At 42.2% G+C, this 21202-nt stretch carries 14 protein-coding genes; 11 read left to right on the top strand and 3 right to left on the bottom strand.

All coding sequences use genetic code 11. From position 1 onward, the window contains the following. Positions 1–177: 177 nt before the first annotated feature. Positions 178–1197, top strand: a complete 1020-nt coding sequence (locus H6G32_RS21890; RefSeq protein WP_190462102.1) for a S66 peptidase family protein — start codon at positions 178–180, stop codon at positions 1195–1197. A gap of 7 nt (positions 1198–1204) precedes the next feature. On the opposite strand, the gene H6G32_RS21885 is transcribed toward H6G32_RS21890, so the two are convergent. Both H6G32_RS21885 and H6G32_RS21880 read right to left on the bottom strand, forming a co-directional pair. Next, positions 1205–2095 (bottom strand): sugar phosphate nucleotidyltransferase, encoded by an 891-nt coding sequence (locus tag H6G32_RS21885; RefSeq protein ID WP_190462101.1) that lies wholly within the window; start codon positions 2093–2095, stop codon positions 1205–1207. Continuing rightward, complete coding sequence (locus H6G32_RS21880) at positions 2082–3131, bottom strand: mevalonate kinase family protein (protein ID WP_190462100.1); 1050 nt, start codon at positions 3129–3131, stop codon at positions 2082–2084. The genes H6G32_RS21885 and H6G32_RS21880 overlap by 14 nt, the downstream gene beginning before the upstream one ends. Positions 3132–4026: 895 nt before the next feature. On the opposite strand from H6G32_RS21880, the gene H6G32_RS21875 reads away from it, so the two are divergent. Genes H6G32_RS21875 through H6G32_RS21860 form a run of 4 tightly spaced genes read left to right on the top strand, consistent with a single transcriptional unit; the run spans position 4027 to position 9055 of the window. After that, entirely contained in the window at positions 4027–4650 is a 624-nt protein-coding gene (locus H6G32_RS21875; protein WP_190462099.1) for a DUF3859 domain-containing protein, read from the top strand. Between the two features lie 6 nt (positions 4651–4656). Beyond that, entirely contained in the window at positions 4657–6516 is a 1860-nt protein-coding gene (locus H6G32_RS21870; protein ID WP_190462097.1) for an asparagine synthetase B family protein, read from the top strand. Then, the gene (locus H6G32_RS21865) at positions 6504–7715 is read left to right on the top strand and encodes a diaminopimelate decarboxylase family protein (protein WP_242046686.1); all 1212 of its coding nucleotides are present in this window, start codon (positions 6504–6506) and stop codon (positions 7713–7715) included. The genes H6G32_RS21870 and H6G32_RS21865 overlap by 13 nt, the downstream gene beginning before the upstream one ends. Positions 7716–7723: 8 nt before the next feature. Then, complete coding sequence (locus tag H6G32_RS21860; protein WP_190462092.1) at positions 7724–9055, top strand: hypothetical protein; 1332 nt, start codon at positions 7724–7726, stop codon at positions 9053–9055. A 191-nt stretch (positions 9056–9246) separates the two neighbouring features. On the opposite strand, the gene H6G32_RS21855 is transcribed toward H6G32_RS21860, so the two are convergent. Continuing rightward, the gene (locus H6G32_RS21855) at positions 9247–10998 is read right to left on the bottom strand and encodes an asparagine synthetase B family protein (RefSeq protein ID WP_190462089.1); all 1752 of its coding nucleotides are present in this window, start codon (positions 10996–10998) and stop codon (positions 9247–9249) included. A gap of 118 nt (positions 10999–11116) precedes the next feature. On the opposite strand from H6G32_RS21855, the gene H6G32_RS21850 reads away from it, so the two are divergent. The 6 genes from H6G32_RS21850 (at position 11117) to H6G32_RS21825 (ending at position 21155) form a co-directional block, all read left to right on the top strand. After that, complete coding sequence (locus H6G32_RS21850; protein ID WP_190462087.1) at positions 11117–12277, top strand: acyl-CoA dehydrogenase family protein; 1161 nt, start codon at positions 11117–11119, stop codon at positions 12275–12277. 78 nt (positions 12278–12355) lie between these two features. Next, positions 12356–12862 carry a DUF4112 domain-containing protein gene (locus H6G32_RS21845; RefSeq protein WP_190462085.1) on the top strand — a complete coding sequence of 169 codons (507 nt, stop codon included), beginning with the start codon at positions 12356–12358 and terminating at the stop codon, positions 12860–12862. A gap of 19 nt (positions 12863–12881) precedes the next feature. Further along, positions 12882–13814 carry an alpha/beta fold hydrolase gene (locus tag H6G32_RS21840; RefSeq protein ID WP_190462083.1) on the top strand — a complete coding sequence of 311 codons (933 nt, stop codon included), beginning with the start codon at positions 12882–12884 and terminating at the stop codon, positions 13812–13814. 1001 nt (positions 13815–14815) lie between these two features. Next, entirely contained in the window at positions 14816–16441 is a 1626-nt protein-coding gene (locus H6G32_RS21835; protein ID WP_190462081.1) for an AAA-like domain-containing protein, read from the top strand. Positions 16442–16727: 286 nt separating this feature from the next. Beyond that, entirely contained in the window at positions 16728–20726 is a 3999-nt protein-coding gene (locus H6G32_RS21830; RefSeq protein ID WP_242046685.1) for an AAA-like domain-containing protein, read from the top strand. Positions 20727–20813: 87 nt separating this feature from the next. Continuing rightward, on the top strand, positions 20814–21155 hold the full coding sequence (locus H6G32_RS21825) for a CU044_2847 family protein (RefSeq protein ID WP_190462078.1): 342 nt from the start codon (positions 20814–20816) through the stop codon (positions 21153–21155). Positions 21156–21202: the final 47 nt, after the last annotated feature.

Below are 21202 nucleotides of genomic sequence, written 5' to 3'. Positions count from 1 at the left end.
AGCATTGCTTAAGTCTGTTGTAGGGTGCGTCAGACCCAATAATTTGGCAATAATGAACAGATTTTGGACATCTGACGCACCCTACAAAGCCATGTTCAAAAGCCGAAAATGACCAACTATCGTTGCTCCATATCGTGTTCAATTTGTATAGTGCGTAAGTTCTATAATATATTCCTCATGAACATCAACCGCCGCCAATTTCTCACCACATTGGGACTAACTACCCTAGCCACCCAAATTTTTCCAGTTACCGCCCAAATTAAACTATCACCAAACACAATTATCAAACCACCACGGCTACAAATTGGAGATACGGTAGGATTAGTTGCTCCTGCGGGTATAGTTGACCCCAAAGACATCGCCGAAACACAACAAAGTTTAGGAAAACTAGGATTAAAAATAAAAATTGGTACTCATCTTTTAGACCGTTATGGCTATTTAGCAGGTAAAGATATAGACCGCGCTCAAGATATTAATACCATGTTTGCAGATAAATCGGTAAAAGCAATTATTGCCATGCGCGGCGGTTGGGGTTGTAATCGCATTTTACCCCTAATTAACTACCCGCTAATTCGCACCCATCCCAAAGTCATTATAGGGTATAGCGATATTACTTCTTTATTATTAGCAATTAATGCTCGCAGCCGGATAATTACTTTTCATGGGCCAGTTGCTACTTCTACCTGGAATCAATTTACAGTAGATTACTTCCAGCGCATTTTATTTAATGCTGAAGCAGCAACCATGGAAAACCTCAACAGTACAGAAGGACGAATAGAGAGGATTTCACCAGGAAAAGGTCAGGGTAAACTGATTGGTGGAAACTTGTCTGTTTTAGCTGCGATGGTGGGTTCAAATTACCTACCATCCTGGAGAAAAAGTATTTTATTTGTAGAAGATATAGGTGAAGATATTTATCGCATAGACCGAATGCTAACCCAGTTAAAAACCGCTGGAATTCTTAACCAAATTGCTGGCTTTATTTTTGGACAATGTACTAATTGTAAACTGGGAGATGAACCATCATTTACATTAAAACAAGTACTGCAAGACCACATTCAGCCTTTAGGAGTTCCCGCTTGGTATGGTTCAATGATTGGTCACATTAAAGATAAATTTACATTACCGATGGGTGTGGAAGTAGAGATAGATGCTGATGCAGGAACAATAAAGTTATTAGAATCTGCTGTAAGTTAATCAGCTTTTATCCCACCTTTCTAAAATCAATCATTGTTTGAAGATAAGCATCAGCCATTCCCGTATCAAAACACTTACCTTTGACCATATATCCAGTCATTCCCTCAGCCTGACGTAATTTGTCTAGACAGGAGGTTAACTGAAACTCACCCCTTTCTCGAAAGTTTTGATTAATGTGTTCTGCCAAAAAATCAAAAATTTGTGGTGTTAGTAAATATAAGCCAAATATACATAAAAATTCATCGATTGCCATTCCTTGTACCCGTAAATTTTGGCGGGCATATTCAAGAGTGGGTTTTTCATATATTTGAGTGAGGGTAAGCTGTGAGTTAAATTCTTGCCAAACTCCGGTGACACACCCAGCTTTATAAATATTTTCTGCTGACATTGTCGTTAAGCCAATGACGCTGTGATTAACTTGTTCATATATATCTAAAATTTGCTTAGTACAGGATTTTTCTGTATTTGATGCATAAACATGATCGCCCAGCATAAGTAAAAATGGTTCATCTTTTACCCAATCTTTAGCACAAAATACCGCGTGTCCATAACCTTCTTGTTCTACTTGGGTTAAGATTGTAATCTTGCTACCTAACTCTTGGAGATATTGACTATATTTTTGATTTTCTGAGGATAGTTTGGCAAAAAGTTCTGGTTTTGGTGGATTTTTAAACAAATCTATAAAGATTTCTTGGTCATCTGGTTGCACCACAATTCCAACTTCAGCGATTCCTGCCCTGATTGCTTCTTCCACAATTGCTAAAATCACAGGTTTTGCCCTGCCATCTTGATCAATAATTGGGAAAAGTTCTTTTTTGACAACTTTGGTGGCTGGAAACAAGCGTGTCCCAAAACCAGCAGATGGAATTACAGCTTTTCTAACTTTATTTAGATGCATAAATTGTCAGTTTTAAACATTGCATTTTGGGAAAATCTCTAGTAATTATTTCTATAATTTGTTGCTGATATTCCTCATTTTGAACAATAAATTGTGCAGTTCCATCCCCTTGGGAACCCACACCTTTACCACCTAAAATCAACCCTTGAATTGGTGGATAATTTAGCAGTTGGTGAAGCAGTGGTGCGGTTAACTGCCTAGGACAGGCGGGAATTAGATATTTATCAAATGCTGCTTGGGCTTGTTTCATTAGCATACCAATTTTTACTGCATCGCCTGTTTGCAGGGCATCAATTGCTGCTTGGGTAATTTGATAACTAATGACACCGAGAAATTTTTGCACATTTGCTTGTAGTTCTTTGGTAGCAAAGGGATAACAAGCGTGGAGATGGCTGAGAATTTCTTGGGTATTTTTTCCAGCTGCGAGATCCACAATCACAAAAAATAAATCCTGTGGTGCTTGTAACTCGATGACATCAGTGCGATTGCCATCGAATATCATAGCGATGGGGCGATCGCCATAAGCACAAGCCTGATCCATCCGTCCACAACGGGAAGGCGTGGTAATTTCCCCCAGATAGGCAAACTCCATCTCCTCTGGTCGGCTCATCTTTAAGTCATACACCTGGTTAAATGCCCTCGCTACCAACACACAGAGGGCTGCACTGGAAGACAGTCCTTTTTGAATTGGCAAATCTGTCAGGTAATTGTCAAGTTCTAACCCGCCTACGTCATAGTGGGTGAGAATTTGGTAAGCCACACCAGCCGCATAACTGAAAAAATCCCCCTTTTTTGCTTCAGTCAGTAAAACCTGTTTAGCCGTCGGTAAAGTTAGGGTTTTATTGCTACCGTCAGTCAAAGAAGCCTTTAGCACCAAATGGGTAGGATGAGATTTTACCTCAGCATACAGTCCTTGATTAGTGCCCACAAGCAAGGTGTAGCCCTTTTTTAGTTCGCTATTGTAGCGACGATAACCTCCCGCCCAATCGCTATGCTCACCAAATAGGCACAAGCGCCCCGGAACAAAAATTTTCATATATTTGTGGGGCTAAGGATAGACCAAACCATTGATAAAGTTTTGATAGCTTCGGGTTCAGATCGCCTAGAAGTCAATGTCCAAGTACTCCTGCATATTATTGTTGGTAGCGTGTTTGCCGATGAAACTAAGAAATTTATGCTAGCACTTTCATCTCTTTGCTCAACCTCCCTAACCGCGATGTCTGATCATATCGTCAAAGATCCTTGAGTTTTTATACCACCTTAACAAAGTGTCTACTGTTTTACTTTGTCTTGTTCGCTACCATCAGGGGTGAAACTTTATTAACTAGTGTCAGTTAATAAAGTGTCACTCACAAGATGCCCTTTTTTACTCTAAAAGAGATATTCTTAATTAGTGCAAGGAGTGATATCTGTTCACAACGTGTTGGTCACAAGTTATCCAAGCAGTACTTCTCCCTATAGGAGTGTTGCGGGTTTCAAATGTTGGTCAAATTAGTGAGTTGGTATTAAGTTATACGAAAAAGCGTTTGGGAAAGCAAAAAACCAGGCGCTTTTTCGTGTATAAAAGAATACTTAAGCATTTTCTAACTGCAAATATAGTTGTGTTTATTCGCACAAGTTAAGCTAGGAAACTACTGCTTTGGGCTTTAGGTGTTGAGTATTGGGTATTGGTAATTGCTTTCAAGAATTTTGCAGAAATGGCATATTACAGCTATTTTCAGGTAAATGAACTACACAACAGAAACTCTTTCCCCGTGTAGAGATGTTGCATATAACCAGGACTTAGGCAACTGGCATGGCTTTGTCGGGTGCGTCAGATTGGATAATTTGGTAACAATAATCAGTTGGGCAAAAATATCTGGCAAAGAATCCGAAAAGCAATAACTTTAGTGTGAAGATTAGCCTATACCTAGACAATACCAGATAGAGCTATGACGCAGCGACTGACTCAAAAGCAATTAACACAAATAATCGCTGAGGTACAAGGGCTGCAAATTCGTCGGGAAGGGGAACTTGACCAAGAACAGGTTAAGGAAATTTTACAAGAGTTGAATTTACCGCCAGAGTTACTAGATGAAGCGCTGATACAATTACGTCGTCGCCAAGGGTTGGAAGTTAAGCAACGCCGGAGTATCTGGCTAATATCTGTAGTAGTTGCAGGTTTAGTGGTGGCGATCGCATCGACAATATATTTCAATCAGCAGCGAACCGCTGTACTCTCCCGCGTTTCTACCCAACGAGACCGCATTAGCCTAATATCTGATGATGGCAGTAGCTTAAAAGCTATCTCCCGTCAAACCAATCCAGAGGTTTTTTACCGTGTGACTTTGAAAGATGCACCTATAGGTCAGAAACTATCTCTCTCTTGTATGTGGATTGACCCAACTGGTCAAATTGTCAAGGAAAATACTTATCAAACCCGCGAAATTAATACGAATGTTTGGGATACTCATTGTCGCTACAGGATTAACTCTGCTGCACCTGTTGGTGATTGGACGGTGAAGATGTTTCTAGAAGGTCGGATGATTAGCGATGAAACATTTGAGGTGAAGTAGTGTGACATGGCTATCAACACCGCACCCTATCATTTTATTGGGTATTGGGGTTACGGTTCTGAACGTGAATTAACGGCGTTGTTAACTAATTTAGAGAGAAAGTCTCTAAATTCCCCAGGACTTACGCAAAATTATCAAGAAACAAACCGCAAAGGACGCAAAGTACACAAAGGAATAAGAGTTTTAGAGAGTTCTTGCATAAGTCCTGATTCCCCAGAAGGAAGTTATCATCACCCCATCTGGAATGTTGCTTATATCGGACTGGGGAGCAAGTCTGCGTTGCCTCCAGTATTCCCAAAAAATATAATTGCTGCTATCTCTGCATCAGGATTCCCTAGTTCACCCGATGCTTGGGTAAGATTACAAGAAAATAACTATCTAATTTTGGGTAGAGAAGCTTTTGGTAGAGTGCCTTTGTACTGGACTCAGAAGGGAGAGGTAATCTGGTTTGCATCTCAACTGCAACTATTATTACCAATTTTGGAACGGCCAGAGGTAAGCGTTCCTGGCTTATACGGTTATAGCTGTTTTTCTTATGTCCCCACTCCTCTGTCACCTGTTAATCAGGTGTTTGCTGTACCTGCGGGAACTGAGTTGGTTTGGCGGTGGGAATCAGGTAGGCTGTTTTCACCACAATCTCAAAGTATTTACTCGTGGGGTGAATCAGCACAACAGCTAAATGATGAAGCAACGGCTGTTACTCAATTGCAAATTCTCCTTCAAGATGCGATTGGTAGGCAAATTGCTGATTTAAAAGATGAACCTGTGGGGGTGCTGCTTTCTGGTGGGTTAGATTCTTCTGTTGTGGCGGCGTTGTTGGTGCAAGCGGGGGTAAAAGTTCGCGCCTATACTCTAGATTTTGGTGGGTTGGCGATGCCTGAATATCCTTATGCTGAAAAGGTTGCCGAGTTTCTGAAAATTCCCCTGGTTAAAGTGGCGGCTACTCCAGGTTATATCAAAAAGGCGCTGATTCCTACGGTGCGATCGCTTGATTTACCTTTTGGCGATGGGGTGACTGTTCCCTTATATCTCCTAGCTGAAGCGGCTTGTCAGGAAACTCAAGTGATTTTTAATGGCGAAGGTGGAGATCAATTATTTGCCGGTTGGACGAATAAACCTTTAATTGCCGCCGGTCTTTATCAGGGGGAAAATCCCGCAGGACAAGAAACTTTTAGCCAGCAATATCTTCGCACTTTTCATCGTCTTTGGGGTTATGAAGCTCAAGTTTTCCAGCCGGAGATAACCGCGGGGATACAGAATTTATCTCCTGAAGATTGGCTGTTGGCGGCAATAGAAGCTGGTGATTGTCCATCTTTGCTGCATCGCTTGCGCCGTGCCAGCCTGATGTTAAAAGGGGCACAAAATATCCACCCTCGTGCGACTGCTTTGGGGTTTGCTCACAAATTGTGGGTGCGATCGCCTTTTTGTGACTTACCTTTAGCGGAGTGGACTTTTCAACTATCCGGCGAACTCTTGCTAAATGGCGCTTGTGAGAAATATATCCTCAAAAAAGCTGTAGAAAATTGGCTACCACCAGAAATTGTTTGGCGGGAAAAACGGGGTATGGGGGTTCCCTTAACCTCTTGGTGCTTAAATGATTTTTGGCATCAAATTGGCATCTGGCTAAATCCGGGTACACTGCGTGCCAACAACCACTTTTACCCTCACATAGCCGTGCAAATTGTGACAGGTGAATTGGGAGGTGCTATTCAAGGGCGTCGTGTTGGTGAGAGTCTGTGGTTACTGATTATGTGGCAACTTTGGCACTCGCAGGTTTTCGGTGCAGAAGTTGGTAGAAAGTCTTGGAATCATCCTTTTTGGTTACCTAGTAGGTTATGGAAAAATTACAAGCGATGGCAAGCTTAGAAAAGAGTCGTGCGACTCCCCCATTCTCTTGGGAACTCGCACAGGAGTTATTGACTACCTACGGCTCTCCGCTTTATGTTTATGAAGGCGATCGCTTACGCCAAACTATTGAAGACATTACCAAAGCTATCAGTTATCCCCGCACGCAATTTCGTTTTGCTAGCGTTACCAATGGCAATATTGCCCTATTAAAAATTTTTCAGGCTGCTGGTTGGGGACTTCACGCTAATACACCAGGAGATGTTTATTTAGGACTGTATGCAGGTTTTAACCCCAGTGATATTGTCTACAGCGGTAGTAATTTGCATTGGGTGGAGATGGAACAAGTCTTGAATTGGGGAGTTACAACCCTCAATCTCGATAGTCTGACTCAGTTGCAGTTGTGCTGTGAAATATCTCAATCTTTACATCCGGGGGTTTCGCTACGCCTTGGTTTACGGTTAAATTTGCCAGAAATTACGGGAGATAGTCGCATTGGTGTGCCTCCAGAAGAATTTGCGGATGCGATCGCCATTACCCGGAAAGCAGGATTGAAACTCAGTGGTTTACACTTCTACCGGGGGACTGGAACCAACGCCACAACAGCCTTTACCGATGTCATTGACACAGTTTTAGCCACAGCGCAACAATTACCAGATTGGGAATATTTGGATTTTGGCGGTGGTTTTGGCTATCCCTATCACCATAATGGTGCAGCCTTTAATTGGCAAGCATTTGGAGCTAAATTGACCGACAAAGTGACCAATTTAGGACGGGAGATTGATTTGGTGATTGAACCGGGACGAGCTGCGATCGCTGGATGTGCAACTTTACTCGCTCAAGTTGTATCTGTGAAATGGCAAGCTAAAAAACAAATTATCGGTGTTGATACCACCATTGCTAATCTTTCAGTCCTCTCTGTACATGGTGGCTATCGGGAAATCGTTACTTGGAATAATTCCCCAACCTACACAACAGATATTTGTGGAAATACCACCTATTCACGAGATTATCTAGGGAAAAATTGCCAACTTCCAGCCCTAGAAATTGGTGACATCATCGCCATTTTAGACGTTGGTGCTTATGGCTATGCTATGTCTTCACACTTTTTACATCGTCCCAAACCAGCGGAAGTGCTGTTAGAAAATCGCACACATCGCCTAATTCGTAAACGGGAAGATTACAGCGTTTTACTGGCAAATCAAATACTAGATAAATAACAACCATTATGAAGTGTATTAACTGTGGAACTGACAATAATTTACAAGAGCGGACAGCTAATCAAGGACGATGCAAACGATGTCAGCACTCCTTCGTCTTTGAACCCACCGCTATGGGTAATATTAAGATTACTGACCCCATGTTTGCCAAAGTTATAGCTGACATCTCCGCCAAAAATACCTTATTTTTTACATCCAAACAACTGCTTTATTTGTTAGATATTCGTGTCAAAGCTAAATCATTTTCTTTAGTAGGATTTGGGTGTCTTTATCTTTTTTCAAATTTCTGGGTTACATTGTTTTCTGGTGGAATTCTGAACAGTATCATCTCGGCTAACTTATTGTTGATTACCAATTTAGCATATAACTTATTGTTGATTACCAATTTAGCATATCAAGCCTGTGTAATTATTTATTTGTACAATCAGATAAAATCAACAAAATTAAACTATCCTAGCCGTCAGAAAAGTGCTCAGGCTTTACGGGGGATAGGAATTTTAATTTTAGTCATAGGAACATTCACTACTCTGTTTGTATTGAGTTCATTCAGTGGATTTACCATCGTTGTTATATTAGGAATGCTATCCTTATTTTTAGGAACTAGACAGATCAGCAAAAATCAATCAACGCAGGACTTTTTGATTTCTCAATCACAATTTCAAGAATGGCTAAATAAATGGCAACAAATCAACGGTGTTCCTGCCAAAATTCTGCCTTCACCGCGAGAAGAAGTTGCACCTGCAACAATCAATTCTGATGTGACAGCTTATAGTTTTGATCGGTTAGTTGTTTGCAATAGTTCTACTATTGCTCAACTATTAATTGCTAATAATTTCCACTTTGAAAATAACTGTGCAATTCTCAGCATTACAGGCTATCCACAAAGCATTTTTGCAACTACTATGGAAATGCTACGCCGCAACCCCGATTTGCAAGTTTATGCCCTGCACGATTGCACTCCCAGAGGGATAAATTTAGTTAATCATCTCCGCAGCAGTGATGCTTGGTTTCTTAACAGCAACGTGGCAATTATTGATGTAGGGCTTCTACCACGCCAAATTATTGCTACTCAACAGGGAATGTTTATTCAAGATTCTCCAGCGTCAGCACAAGAAGCTAAAAAATTAGCTGTGGATGTTCGTCTGACTTTAACTACTGAAGAGTTAGCTTGGTTGGATTCTGGCAAATTTGTGGAATTAGAATCGTTTACTCCCCAAAGATTAATTCAAATTCTGCAACGTGGTATTGCTGGAAGTCGCAATTTAGAAGCTGACGATAGCAGCTTAATTATTATAGGCGATTCAGGAAGTGATATCTATGCCGTTGAAAGTTTTGGTTAATTCAGATCCCCGACTTCTCTAAGAAGTCGGGGATCTTGTTTTATAATCAGGACTTACGCAACTGGTATGTTAGTAGGGTGCGTCAGATGCTGAAAATCTGTTGCATGTTACCGAATTATCGAGTCTGACGCACCCTACAAGAGACATTGAGTGTGACACTTTTATAAGTCCTAATAATTGGAATTTATATATTATTTTCGATTCACCTGTAACCAAATTTCTAAACTTACCAATAGCCACAGCTTAACGCCATAACGTCCCCAAATATCCCCTTCAAAATCTAGCCAGTTACTCAATAGTGATTGATTGATATATGGGGAAATAGCACTTTTTTTATTTAGCAATAATTTTCTAGCTTCTCGTTGCCAATATTTACGAAATCCTAATTGTACAGGAACCATCATGCCGCTTTTAGGACGCTGAATAATGCTATCTGGTAAAATATCAGCAACAGCTTTTTTTAATACAGCTTTTTCTTCTACTCCCGAAAGTTTATATTCAGGAGGGATTTGCATACTAAATTCAACCACTCGCTGATCAAAAAGTGGTGATAAACCATGTAAATCTGCTGCTTGAGTTAAGTTGCTTACCTTGGTGAGAATTTGGTCTGCTCCCTTAAATTTGATATTCAATGCCATTAACCGATTCAAATAACTGGCATCTGAATCTAAATCAGCCGAAAATACAGATGGTTCTGTTTTTAGAGTTTGCCAAATTTCCGGTTTTAAAAGTTGTGGTAAATCTACTGCACATTTCTGAAAAGAAATTAGATATGCTTGCAGCGAATCTTGATTAGTGATAGAATTATACAAATTATTAATTAACATCGGCTGATTTTTGGGGCCACCAAAGCAAGGATCACCACCTTCTCCATTGAGGATAACCTGTACATTCTCCCGCGCCATTTTTCCCAGCAACAGGTTTGGTACTGTCAAAGGATCACCGATAGGATCATCTAAATACGCCATTGTTTCTGGTAGACGTTCCCACATATCCCGAAAGGTAATTTCTAAAATGTGGTGTTGAGTTTGGCAATGTTGGGCAACTAAGCTAGAAAATTCTAATTCATTGGGAGTTTCGGCACCAAAATGAATTGAATAGGTGTGAACTGGTGCATTATGGAAGTTTGCGGCTAAAGCTGTGATGCTGCTAGAGTCTAAACCACCTGATAAGAAAACTCCCACAGCTTGATTTTTGGGTAAATATTCCTGTACAACTTGATCAAGTAGAGAACGCAAGCGATCGCCATACCATGCTAAATTTTGATTCGCTGCTGTGATCTCCTCTTGCAGTTGCCAGTAACTATAAATTTGCTCAGAAGGCATCTGCATCAAGGTTCCTGGGCGCATTTCCCGCACCTCTTCCCAAAGTGTTCTCTCTCCGGGAACAAAGGCACAACAGAGGTAATCTCGCAGCGCTACCAAATCCAAATCATCTGAGCGATAGGGTGTGAGCGATCGCATCTTTGGGGCAATCCAGCGAGTTAAACCAGTGGTAGTATAATAGAGAGTCCGGCTACCGATGCGATCGCGCCCTAGCCATAAAACCTGTTGATGGCGATCGTAAACCACCAACCCAAACATCCCCACCAACATCGTCAGGCATTCAGAACCCCATTTTTCCCAAAGTAGCGCAATCAATTGGCGATCGCCAATGGCGGGGCGTAGCCCATCGCTTCCCCAAAAATCGCCAAGATCAACTCCCAATTTTTGCCGCAACTCCACCTGGTTACTCAGCCATACATCTCCAACTACCACAAATCGCCCTGTAGGACTAAGGGCAAATTGCTCTGGAGAAAGGGCAGAAATCACCGCCAACTGGTCATCTCGCCAAATTATATCGCCGCCGAGGGAATCTACCTTTCCCCATGCTACAAGCCAACTAGGAGTAATCTCGATAGATGCGATCGGAGATTTAGGACTGCTAAAAAGATTAAATAGCATTGGGTATTCTGCAAAATCCTTCACTAGCACAATTGTATGCAAACATCGGTCAGCATCTATAAACTGTCACTTAACAGCAAATAGCCCAGGGTGGTATCTTCAAGATGACCAATGACTAATGACCAATGTGGAAACTTCCCCGCATCTTTTCGACCGGGTTGATGTTCTTGCCCAAGATTTTGCCACCCGTGCCGCCGAACATGACAAAGACGCCTCCTTTCCCTTCGAGAATTTTACAAAGCTGCACAAAGCGGGACTCCTCAGCCTCACCATTCCCCGTGAATTGGGAGGACAGGGCTTGGGTTTAGCTAGTATCTGCCGGGTAATTGAGGGCATAGCCCGTGGCGATGCTTCCACCGCCCTAGTACTGACAATGCACTATCTCCAACACGCCCAAGTTGCTCGCCATCGTCGTTGGCCTCCAGAACTTTACAAGCGGCTATGTCGTGAATCAATTGCAGGCGTTACCCTGCTCAATGCTGCCCGTGTTGAGCCTGAATTAGGTACGCCAGCCAGAGGTGGATTACCAGCAACAATTGCTGAACCCATAACGGATGGCTGGCGGTTAACAGGTCACAAACAATACACCACAGGTAGTCCCATCCTGGGTTACTTTATTGTCTGGGCTAAAACAACTGAAGATCAACCGCAAGTTGGGAATTTTCTTGTGCCCCGTAATCTTCCTGGCTTGCAAATTGTTGAAACCTGGGATCATTTGGGAATGCGAGCAACAGGCAGCCACGATCTAATTTTGGAAAATGTATTAATTCCCCAAGAGTACGCCCTTGATATCCACCCGATCTCAGTTTCACCAACTGTTGATCCATTGGTTGCGACTTGGAATAGTTTGACGTTAAGTGCTTTGTATCTGGGAGTTGCCAGCAGTGCTAGGGATTGGCTGACTAACTACCTCCAGGAGCGCACACCTTCTAATTTAGGGGAACCATTAGCCAACCTGCCACGCTTCCAAGTTGCTGTGGGTGAGATAGAAGCCTTGCTGTTTGCTAACAAAAGATTGATTTACAGCTTGGCTCAAGATATCGACAAGGGCGAATACGAACTGAATGTAGGATTACTTGCACAAGCTGTTAAATACCTCACCACAACTAACTCAATTCGTGCCGTGGGGATGGGCTTAGAACTAACGGGAAATCCTGGGCTGTTAAAAAAGAATCCTCTAGAGCGACATTACCGAGACGTTTTGTGCAGCCGTATCCATACACCGCAAAATGATGTTATCTGTCAGTCTTTAGGCAAGTCGGTACTCAAAATCAAATAATTAGGGCTTTATTGCCTTGGGCTACATTCATGCAGCTAGAATATGTAACGATCCAATTAGAAAGATGCGATCGCCTCAATGCCTGAATCTCCTGATCGGTTTCTCACTATCCCACCTGATGCCTATGCACCAACCTTAAAGCGTCTACGTCAACTCAGTGGGTTGTTGGAAAATATGATTACTATTCCTGGAACACAGGTTGGTATTGGGTTAGATCCCATTATTGGCTTGATACCTATTGGTGGTGATGTTTTGGGAGTGATCCTTTCCGGCTACATCATCATCGAATCGGCGCGGCTGGGTGTGTCTAGAGCCACTTTGGGCAGAATGCTTTTGAATGTGCTCATTGATGGCTTAGTGGGCGTAATTCCCGTGCTGGGGGATTTTTTCGATATTGCCTGGAGGGCAAATACTTATAACATCAAGCTATTGGAAGAATCTTTAAAGTTTCCCAGCCAGAAAAAAAAGGCAGACAGATGGTTCATCTTGGGTGTGTTGCTTGGTTTGTTGCTGCTTGCCATTGTCTTAGTAGCATTCCCCATGATACTAATTAGTATGTTGTGGAAAGCCTTAACTGGCGCTTAAATTGGTTGTTGATAAAGGAATGAAAGATTGGTGGCAAGTTAATTTTCCCCAAGGGCGGCAAAGTCTAACTATTACTGATGCTAAGGGATATCCTGTACAAATCGCTTATGGCGAAAAGGGTATAGGTAAGCCGCTAATTTTATTACATGGATTAGGCAGTTGGAGCTACAATTGGCGTAATAGCATTGAGCCATTATCCAAATATTTTCGGGTAATTTGTTTTGATGCCAAAGGCTATGGCTTTTCAGAAAAACCCCTATCTCGTCGAGAACAGAGCGGTCATCAAGTTATTGAGCTAGAGCGCATCATTCAGGCATTATGTGATGAACCTGCTGTCATTGTGGCAGAATCATTAGGGGCATTAGTTGCCCTAGCCCTTGCTGAAAAAAATGCTCAGTTAATCGGGCGGTTAGTAGTAATCAATGCGCCTATTTTCGCTGAACGTCTACCTCATTGGGCAATGGGGTTACTTGCCCAAGCACCACTAGAATTAGTTCACACAGTAGACTCTTTACGTCTAGCATATTTGTTAGCTCCTTTAGTGCGAGAAATTGTGGCAATAGAAAGACGCAAGGTGTTATTCGATCCATCAATTTTGACACAGGAAGATGTCTACTGGATAACTTACCCATTTATTGAACTTCCTGGAACTCTGGTGAAAGTCGCGGAAGAATTACAAATAGCCGTGCGGGAAATTGAGAATTCCCAAGCCAAGAAGCCAAATATGCTCAGTAATATTCAAAGTAATCTAGGTGCTATTGAGTGTCCCACACTAATTTTGTGGGGTGAACAAGATAGTTGGTTTCCTGCTAGTCATGGTGAGAAGTTGCATCAACATCTCCCCAATTCAATCTTACAAATTCTGCCTAACTGTTATCATGATGCTTCAACTGGTTCTTTTAAGGTGGTGAATGCAGCGATTCTGAAATTTTTGCAGGATACAAATTTCTGAATCAGGATTTAAGGATTTACAGGATGAGCAGGATTAATCTTGATCATCTTCAAATTAATCATGTTAATCCTTTTATTCTAGAATCTTGATCCCAATTAATCATTACTATCCCATAAAAAGAGAGTGGGAGTAGGCATACCAAGCGCCATTAATCTCCCACTCTATCATTTGCTGCTGGAGCGTCAGGAATATGTACAGGCGCTGTCCGTAATTTAGGGGGCTAATGTATACGTCAACAACAACGCCCGTAGGTACTTGCTATTCCTGTTGCAGCAAATGAAAAACCTAGTTATTAATATTTAGTTGCTGAAAAGTTATCAGCAAATTAGTGGTAGATATGCTTTTTCTGTCCTGATAATCAATTAGTAGACAGTGTTTTCAAGAGTAATTTTGTAATATAATAGACCCTGAACACAACACCCTTGAAGTTGTTTAACTTCTATAAATGTAACTTAGTTAAATATATGTTGGTTGCCAAGTTGGCAATTATTTTTAATTTCTCTTTTTGCTCATTCCTAACTCTGGAAAATTAAGAATACTGCTTAGTTATCGGGATTATGGAGGAAATGGGTTGTATATAGCAGTCCTAAATCATTTGTGAACACAAAAATACCCGACTTCTTAGAGAAGTCGGGTATCTGACTCACTTTATGTTCACAAATCAAATAGGATTGCTATATAAGTAGGTAGATATAATTAAATGTAAAATAAAAATTTTGTTTGTAGTGAGCGATTTATCGCTCTGGGCAAGCAGTTCAAGGACTAAAGTCCTTACTACGAGCCTTTCCCTAGTTGTTACGGTTCACACCCTCTGTTTGATGACATTTTACCAACAGGGAAATGAGTGAATAACTAAATTTATAAATTGCCGGAGGAAGCTAGAAAATTTACCTCTGCTGAGATTTGCAGTTTTTGACTTCTCTTTTCGATACATAAATTGAGTTTGCTTAATTACCGAGAGCGAGGCAATAATGAGTTAACCCATGATTTAGAGCTAAGTGGTGAGTAGTAATTCTGTCAAAAACATTCTCATTCTCGCGGCAAATCCCCTAAATACTGATCGCTTACGTTTAGATAAGGAAGTAGAAGAAATCCGCACAACTCTCAGGTTATCTTCAAACCGCAATCGCTTCGAGATTGAGTCTAGGGGAGCAGTACGTCCTCAAGATTTACAGCCACATCTCTACAATCTCAAGCCTCAAATTGTGCATTTTTCGGGGCATGGGGGTGGAGAACAGGGTTTAGCCTTTGAGGATGACGATGGTAAGTTAAAGCTGGTGAGTACTTCAGCCCTGGCTAACTTATTTAAGCTCTTTGCTCATGATGTGGAATGCGTTTTGTTGAATGCTTGTTATTCCCAAGTGCAAGCTGAGGCAATTTGTCAGCACATTCCTTATGTTATTGGCATGAACGAAGCGATCGCAGATACGGCTGCACGAAAATTCGCCGAAGGCTTTTACAGAGGCATTTGGGATGGACGAACCATTGAAAATGCCTTTGCATCTGGTGTAAATGCGATCGCTCTAGAAGGCATCCCCGAAGAGTTGACACCTGTACTGCTCAAGCGTTCTGCGCTCCTCAAGCTGACAGAACCCAACACCGATATCAGTCTAGAATCCCCCGAAGGACAAGTCAGGATTGACTCTAGTTTTTACATCGCTTCTAATTATGAAGAGCGCTGCTATGAAGAAATTAAAAAATTGGGATCGCTGATTCGGATAAAATCCCCCCACAAAATGGGCAAATCTTCCTTGATGGTGCGGGTGCTTGCACATGCAGAACAACTGGGATACCGCGCGGTGGCTTTAAATCTACAACAGACAAATCAGAAATTTTTTAACGATCTTGATAAATTCATGCAGTGGTTTTGTGCTTCCGTGGGAAAACCCCTAGGTGTACAGGTAAAGGTTGATGAATACTGGGATGATATTTTTGGCGCTAACGACAACAGCACCGATTATTTTGAAAAATATCTCCTCAAAGAGAACGAACCGCCCTTAGTGATAGCCCTAGATAACTTTGATCGCGTATTTAAATATGCAGATATCGAAACCGATTTTTGCGGTTTGTTGCGTGGCTGGTACGAACGCTCTCGCAGTCATCCGCTGTGGGGCAAACTCCGGCTAGTAATTGTCTATTCTCAAGAACCATATTTGCAAAAGGATATCAACCAATCACCGTTTAATGTGGGTTTTCCTATTGTCCTGAGTGAGTTTACAACCGCACAGGTAAAAGAGTTAGCGGCACGACACGGACTAGCTTGGACTGATCAGGATATCGAGCAGTTGATGGGATTAATTGGTGGACATCCCTACTTAGTGCGTTCGGCACTTTATCGCATTGCTTCTGGTGATGTGTCTTTAGAGAAGTTTCTGCTGACGGCTCCCACTGAAGCGGGAATTTACAGCAGTTATCTACTGGGACACCTGAAAGCATTAGAAGATTATCCCGAAGTGGGAGCAGCGATGCAAAAAGTTGTGACTAGCGATCGCCCCGTGCGCTTGCGTTCTGAAGAAGCATTTAAACTGGATAGCATGGGGCTGGTGGTGCGTGTAGAGAACGATGTTATACCCCGCTGTCGGCTTTATCGGCAGTATTTTGGCGATCGCTTGGGAAATAATGAATAATCAAAAACAATGTAGGATGCGTCCCCCGACGCATCACAAACGCCTGAAAACACAATAAAACCTTTGTCCCACATACGTTTGACACTACCCCTCATGCTACCGTGTACACACAAGTTATCCGATTACCCAAAAGTCTCGAAAAACCTCACCCTGTCCTGACGGACATCCCTCTCCTTGCCAAGGAGAGGGACAGGTTGTGCGTAGCAGAACCAGGGTGAGGTTTTGTTTCCGTTAATATGCGTTAGGGAACGCACCCTACAGGATTTTAATTTTTGGAGATTAATTAATGACCGCATTACCCGAACCGCAACCGACAAACTTTAGCTATCATGTTGGCGGTAGTCTGCCCGTTGATGCTCCTGCTTATGTAGAGCGACAGGCAGATCGGGAATTGTGCGATCGCTTAAAAGTAGGTGAATATTGTTTTGTGTTTAACTCGCGGCAGATGGGCAAATCTAGCTTGCGAGTCAGAGCAATGCAAAAATTGCAAAATCAAGGTTTTGCCTGTGCTGTCATCGATCCTCAAACCAGAGGGACAAGTTTACGGGAAGAACAGTGGTATGCAGGAACAATCAAGCGCTTAATTGATGATTTACACTTACAGCAAAAAATCAATTTTCCCCAGTGGTGGAAGGAACTAGAAGCTCAATCAATTTCGGCAGTTGAGCGTTTTGATTACTTTATCGAACAGATATTACTGCCAGAAATACCGCAAAATATTGTAATTTTTGTGGAAGAAATCGATAACTTACTCAGTCTCAAGTTCGATACCGATGGCTTTTTCATGCTGATTCGGTCATTTTATGAAAAGCGAGCCGAAAAGCCGGAATATAAGCGATTGACCTTTGCTTTTTTAGGAGTAGCCACACCTTACGACTTGATTCGCAGCCAGAGTAGCTCATCATTTAATATCGGTTGGGCTGTGGAAATGAGCGGGTTTCAATTCCACGAAGCAGAAAGCTTGACTCAAGGTTTAGTGGGTAAAGTGGGTAATCCCCAGGAAGTATTGCGATCGCTATTATATTGGACAGGTGGACAGCCATTTCTCACCCAGAAGCTATTAAATTTAATCTCTCAACAAACCAACTTAACTCAGCCACCCCAAGAGTTAGTAGAGCAACTCGTCAAAACCCAAATCATCGATAACTGGGAAGAGCAGGACGTACCGCAACACTTAAAAACCCTGCAAGAACGGATTTTGCGACTTGATGAGCGGGGACGGGGAAGATTGCTAGGGATGTACCAGCAAATTATAGATGGGGGCAGCATCGAAGCTGACGAGAGTTATGAGCAAATGCAACTGCGGTTAACAGGTTTGGTGGTGAAACGACATGGCAAGTTGCAGATTTACAATCCTATATATGAGGCAGTTTTTAACAAAAAGTGGGTAGATCATGCTTTAGCAGATTTGCGTCCTGCTTTTTATGCCGAAGCGCTGAAAGCTTGGCAAGATGGAACTATTGAACAAAAAGACTCGTTTTTACTTCGAGGACAGGCACTTGAAGATGCGGAGGACTGGGCAAAAGGTAAACGACTCAGTGATGAAGATGACAAGTTTATCCAAAACAGTCGGGAAGTAGAAAGGCAAGAGAGAGAACGGAAGCTAGAAGCCGCAGAACAAGCTACAGAAATTGAGCAGCAGAAACGCGAAGCTACTGAAGAAGCAAATCTCTTGCTGGCAGTAGCAAAAAAGAAGGCAGAGCAAAGAGTATTAATTGGTTCAGCAATTTTAGCACTAACTTTAGTCGCAGCGGGTATAGCGGGTGTATGGGCAGGTAATGCCGTTAAGGATGCAGAAGCAAAAGTTGCTAATGCAAAAGCGAGTGAAACTGCTGCAAAGGCAAGTGCATCTGATGCAAAAGCAAGTGAAACTGCTGCAAAAGCAAGTGCAACTGATGCGAAAGCCAAAGAAACTAATGCAAAGGTAAATGAAGCAAATGCAAAAGCAAAGCTTGCTAAAACAGAAAAAGATGCAAAAGAGAAAACAGAGAAAGCGAATTTAGATATCCGAAACGCAAGAGAAAACGTCTCAAAAATAAAGCAACAAGCAGCAGAAAATGTAAAAATTGCCAAAGCGAAGCAGACGGAAGCAAATCGAAAGGTTGAGGAAGCGAATAAAAATCTCGAATCTGCAAAGGTAGCGCTCAAAAATGTAAATCGGCTCTCCCAGGAGAAAGTAGCAGTAGCCCAAGCCCAAGTAGCTGATGCACAAACTAAGGCAGAACAAGCAAGACTTGAGCAGCAAAGCCTTAACAAAACTCTTGAAGCAGTGAACTTAGATATCAAACTAGCAGATGTCAAGCTGAAAACTACGGAATCAAAAGCATTATTTGCCGCAGGACAAGAGTTTAATGCACTGGTGATGGCAATCAAAGCGGGAAGACAATTAAAGCAATTGGGGAAAACTGCTTTAGCAAAAGCTGATACGCAAATCGAGAGTGCGATCGCATTACAGCAATTGGTTTATGGAGTCAGGGAACGCGATCGCTTTGACTCTCATAGAGATGTTGTCAATAGCGTGGCATTTAGTCCCGATGGCAAAACCATTGCTTCTGCTAGTAGCGATAAAACCATTAAATTATGGAGTCCAGAAAAGGGAGAAGTGCAAACCTTCACAGGTCATGGCTCTATTGTCAATAGCGTGACATTTAGTCCCAATGGCAAGTTGTTAGCTTCTGCTAGTTTGAAAAAAACCGTGAAATTATGGAGTCTCGACGGTAGAGAATTGCAAACCTTCAAAGGTCATGGCTCTATTGTCAATAGCGTGGCATTTAGTCCCAATGGCAAAACCATTGCTTCTGCTAGTTGGGATAAAACTATTAAATTATGGAGTATCGACGGTAGAGAACTGCAAACCTTCACAGGTCATGGAGATAGTGTCAATAGCGTGGTATTTAGTCCCGATGGCAAAACCATTGCTTCTGCTAGTTCGGACAAAACCGTGAAATTATGGAGTCTCGACGGTAGAGAATTGCAAACCTTCAAAGGTCATGGCTCTATTGTCAATAGCGTGGCATTTAGTCCCGATGGCAAAACCATTGCTTCTGCTAGTAGGGATAAAACTATTAAATTATGGAGTATCGACGGTAGAGAACTGCAAACCTTCACAGGTCATGGCTCTATTCTCAATAGCGTGGTATTTAGTCCCGATGGCAAAACCATTGCTTCTGCTAGTAGGGATAAAACCGTGAAATTATGGAGTCTCGACGGTAGAGAACTGCGAACCTTCACAGGTCATGGCTCTATTGTCAATAGCGTGGCATTTAGTCCCGATGGCAAAACCATTGCTTCTGCTAGTTGGGATAAAACCGTGAAATTATGGAGTCTCAACGGCAGAGAACTGCAAACGTTCATAGGTCATAGCGATACTGTCAATGACGTGGCATTTAGCCCCGATGACAAAACCATTGCTTCTGCTAGTTCGGACAATACCGTCAAATTACGGAGTCTTGACGGTAGACAACTGCGAACCTTCACAGGTCATAGCTCTATTGTCAATAGTGTGGCATTTAGTCCCGATGGCAAGTTGTTGGCTTCTGCTAGTTCGGACAATACCATCAAATTATGGAGTCTCGACGGTAGAGAACTGCGAACCCTCACAGGTCATAGCGATACTGTCAATAGTGTGGCATTTAGTCCCAATGGCAAGTTGTTGGCTTCTGCTAGTTCGGACAATACCATCAAATTATGGAGTCTCGACGGTAGACAACTGCGAACCTTTACAGGTCATAGCTTTATTGTCAATAGTGTGGCATTTAGTCCCGATGGCAAGTTGTTGGCTTCTGCTAGTTCGGATAATACCGTCAAATTATGGAGTCTTGACGGTAAAGAACTGCGAACCTTCACAAGTGATAACAATTTTGTCAATAGCGTAGCATTTAGTCCCGATGGCAAGTTGTTGGCTTCTGCTAGTGGGGACAATACGGTCAAATTATGGAGTATTGACGGTAAAGAACTGCAATCCTTCAAAGGTCATAGCAATAGTGTCAATAGCGTGGCATTTAGTCCTGATGGCAAAACCATCGCTTCTGCCAGTTGGGACAATACCGTGAAATTATGGAGTCTCGACGGTAGAGAACTCCAATCCTTCACTGGTCATAGCGTTAGTGTCAATAGCGTGGCATTTAGTCCCGATGGCAAGACGATTGCTTCTGCTAGTGTGGACAAAACCGTGAAAATATGGAATTTAGATTTAGATGATTTATTAACAAAAGGCTGCGATTGGCTTGATGGCTATCTCTCCACCCGTCCCGAATTAAGGAAAGAACTTTGCGAGGTGCCATAAATAAAGATATAGACAAGACCAAGCGCGATATAATCTAATACCTGACTTACTCTTTTAATCTCGATCTAAAAAATTTTTTAACTCTTCATGACCCAACAACTCATTCCCATCGAACTCGAAGACGGCACACTCATTTACATCGAAGCTGTAGATGATAGCAAGCCAACAATCGGTGAAGCCAAACGCGGACTAATCTCCACTGAACCACAAAAACAATTAGCCCAAAGCTTTCAGGCAATTCAAAAGACAGTCAGGGCTTACACCGTTTATACTATTGGTGCATTTAAGAATTTAGCGATCGCAGAAGTCAGCGAAGTCTCTCTAGAGTTTGGTGTCAAAGTTAACGTATCAACAGGAGTCCCCTTCATCGCTCAAGGTACCGCAGATTGCAACGTCAAAATTACTGTAAAATGCGTATTTCCCAAATAAAATTTGATTATTCCTCCCCTTCCCAATCTCGCAAAATTAAACCCTTG

The organism is Cylindrospermum sp. FACHB-282 (assembly GCF_014697195.1).
Taxonomy (GTDB): domain Bacteria; phylum Cyanobacteriota; class Cyanobacteriia; order Cyanobacteriales; family Nostocaceae; genus Cylindrospermum.
Note: the sequence above shows the minus strand (reverse complement) of the source record. Positions and strands in the feature narration are given on the sequence as shown.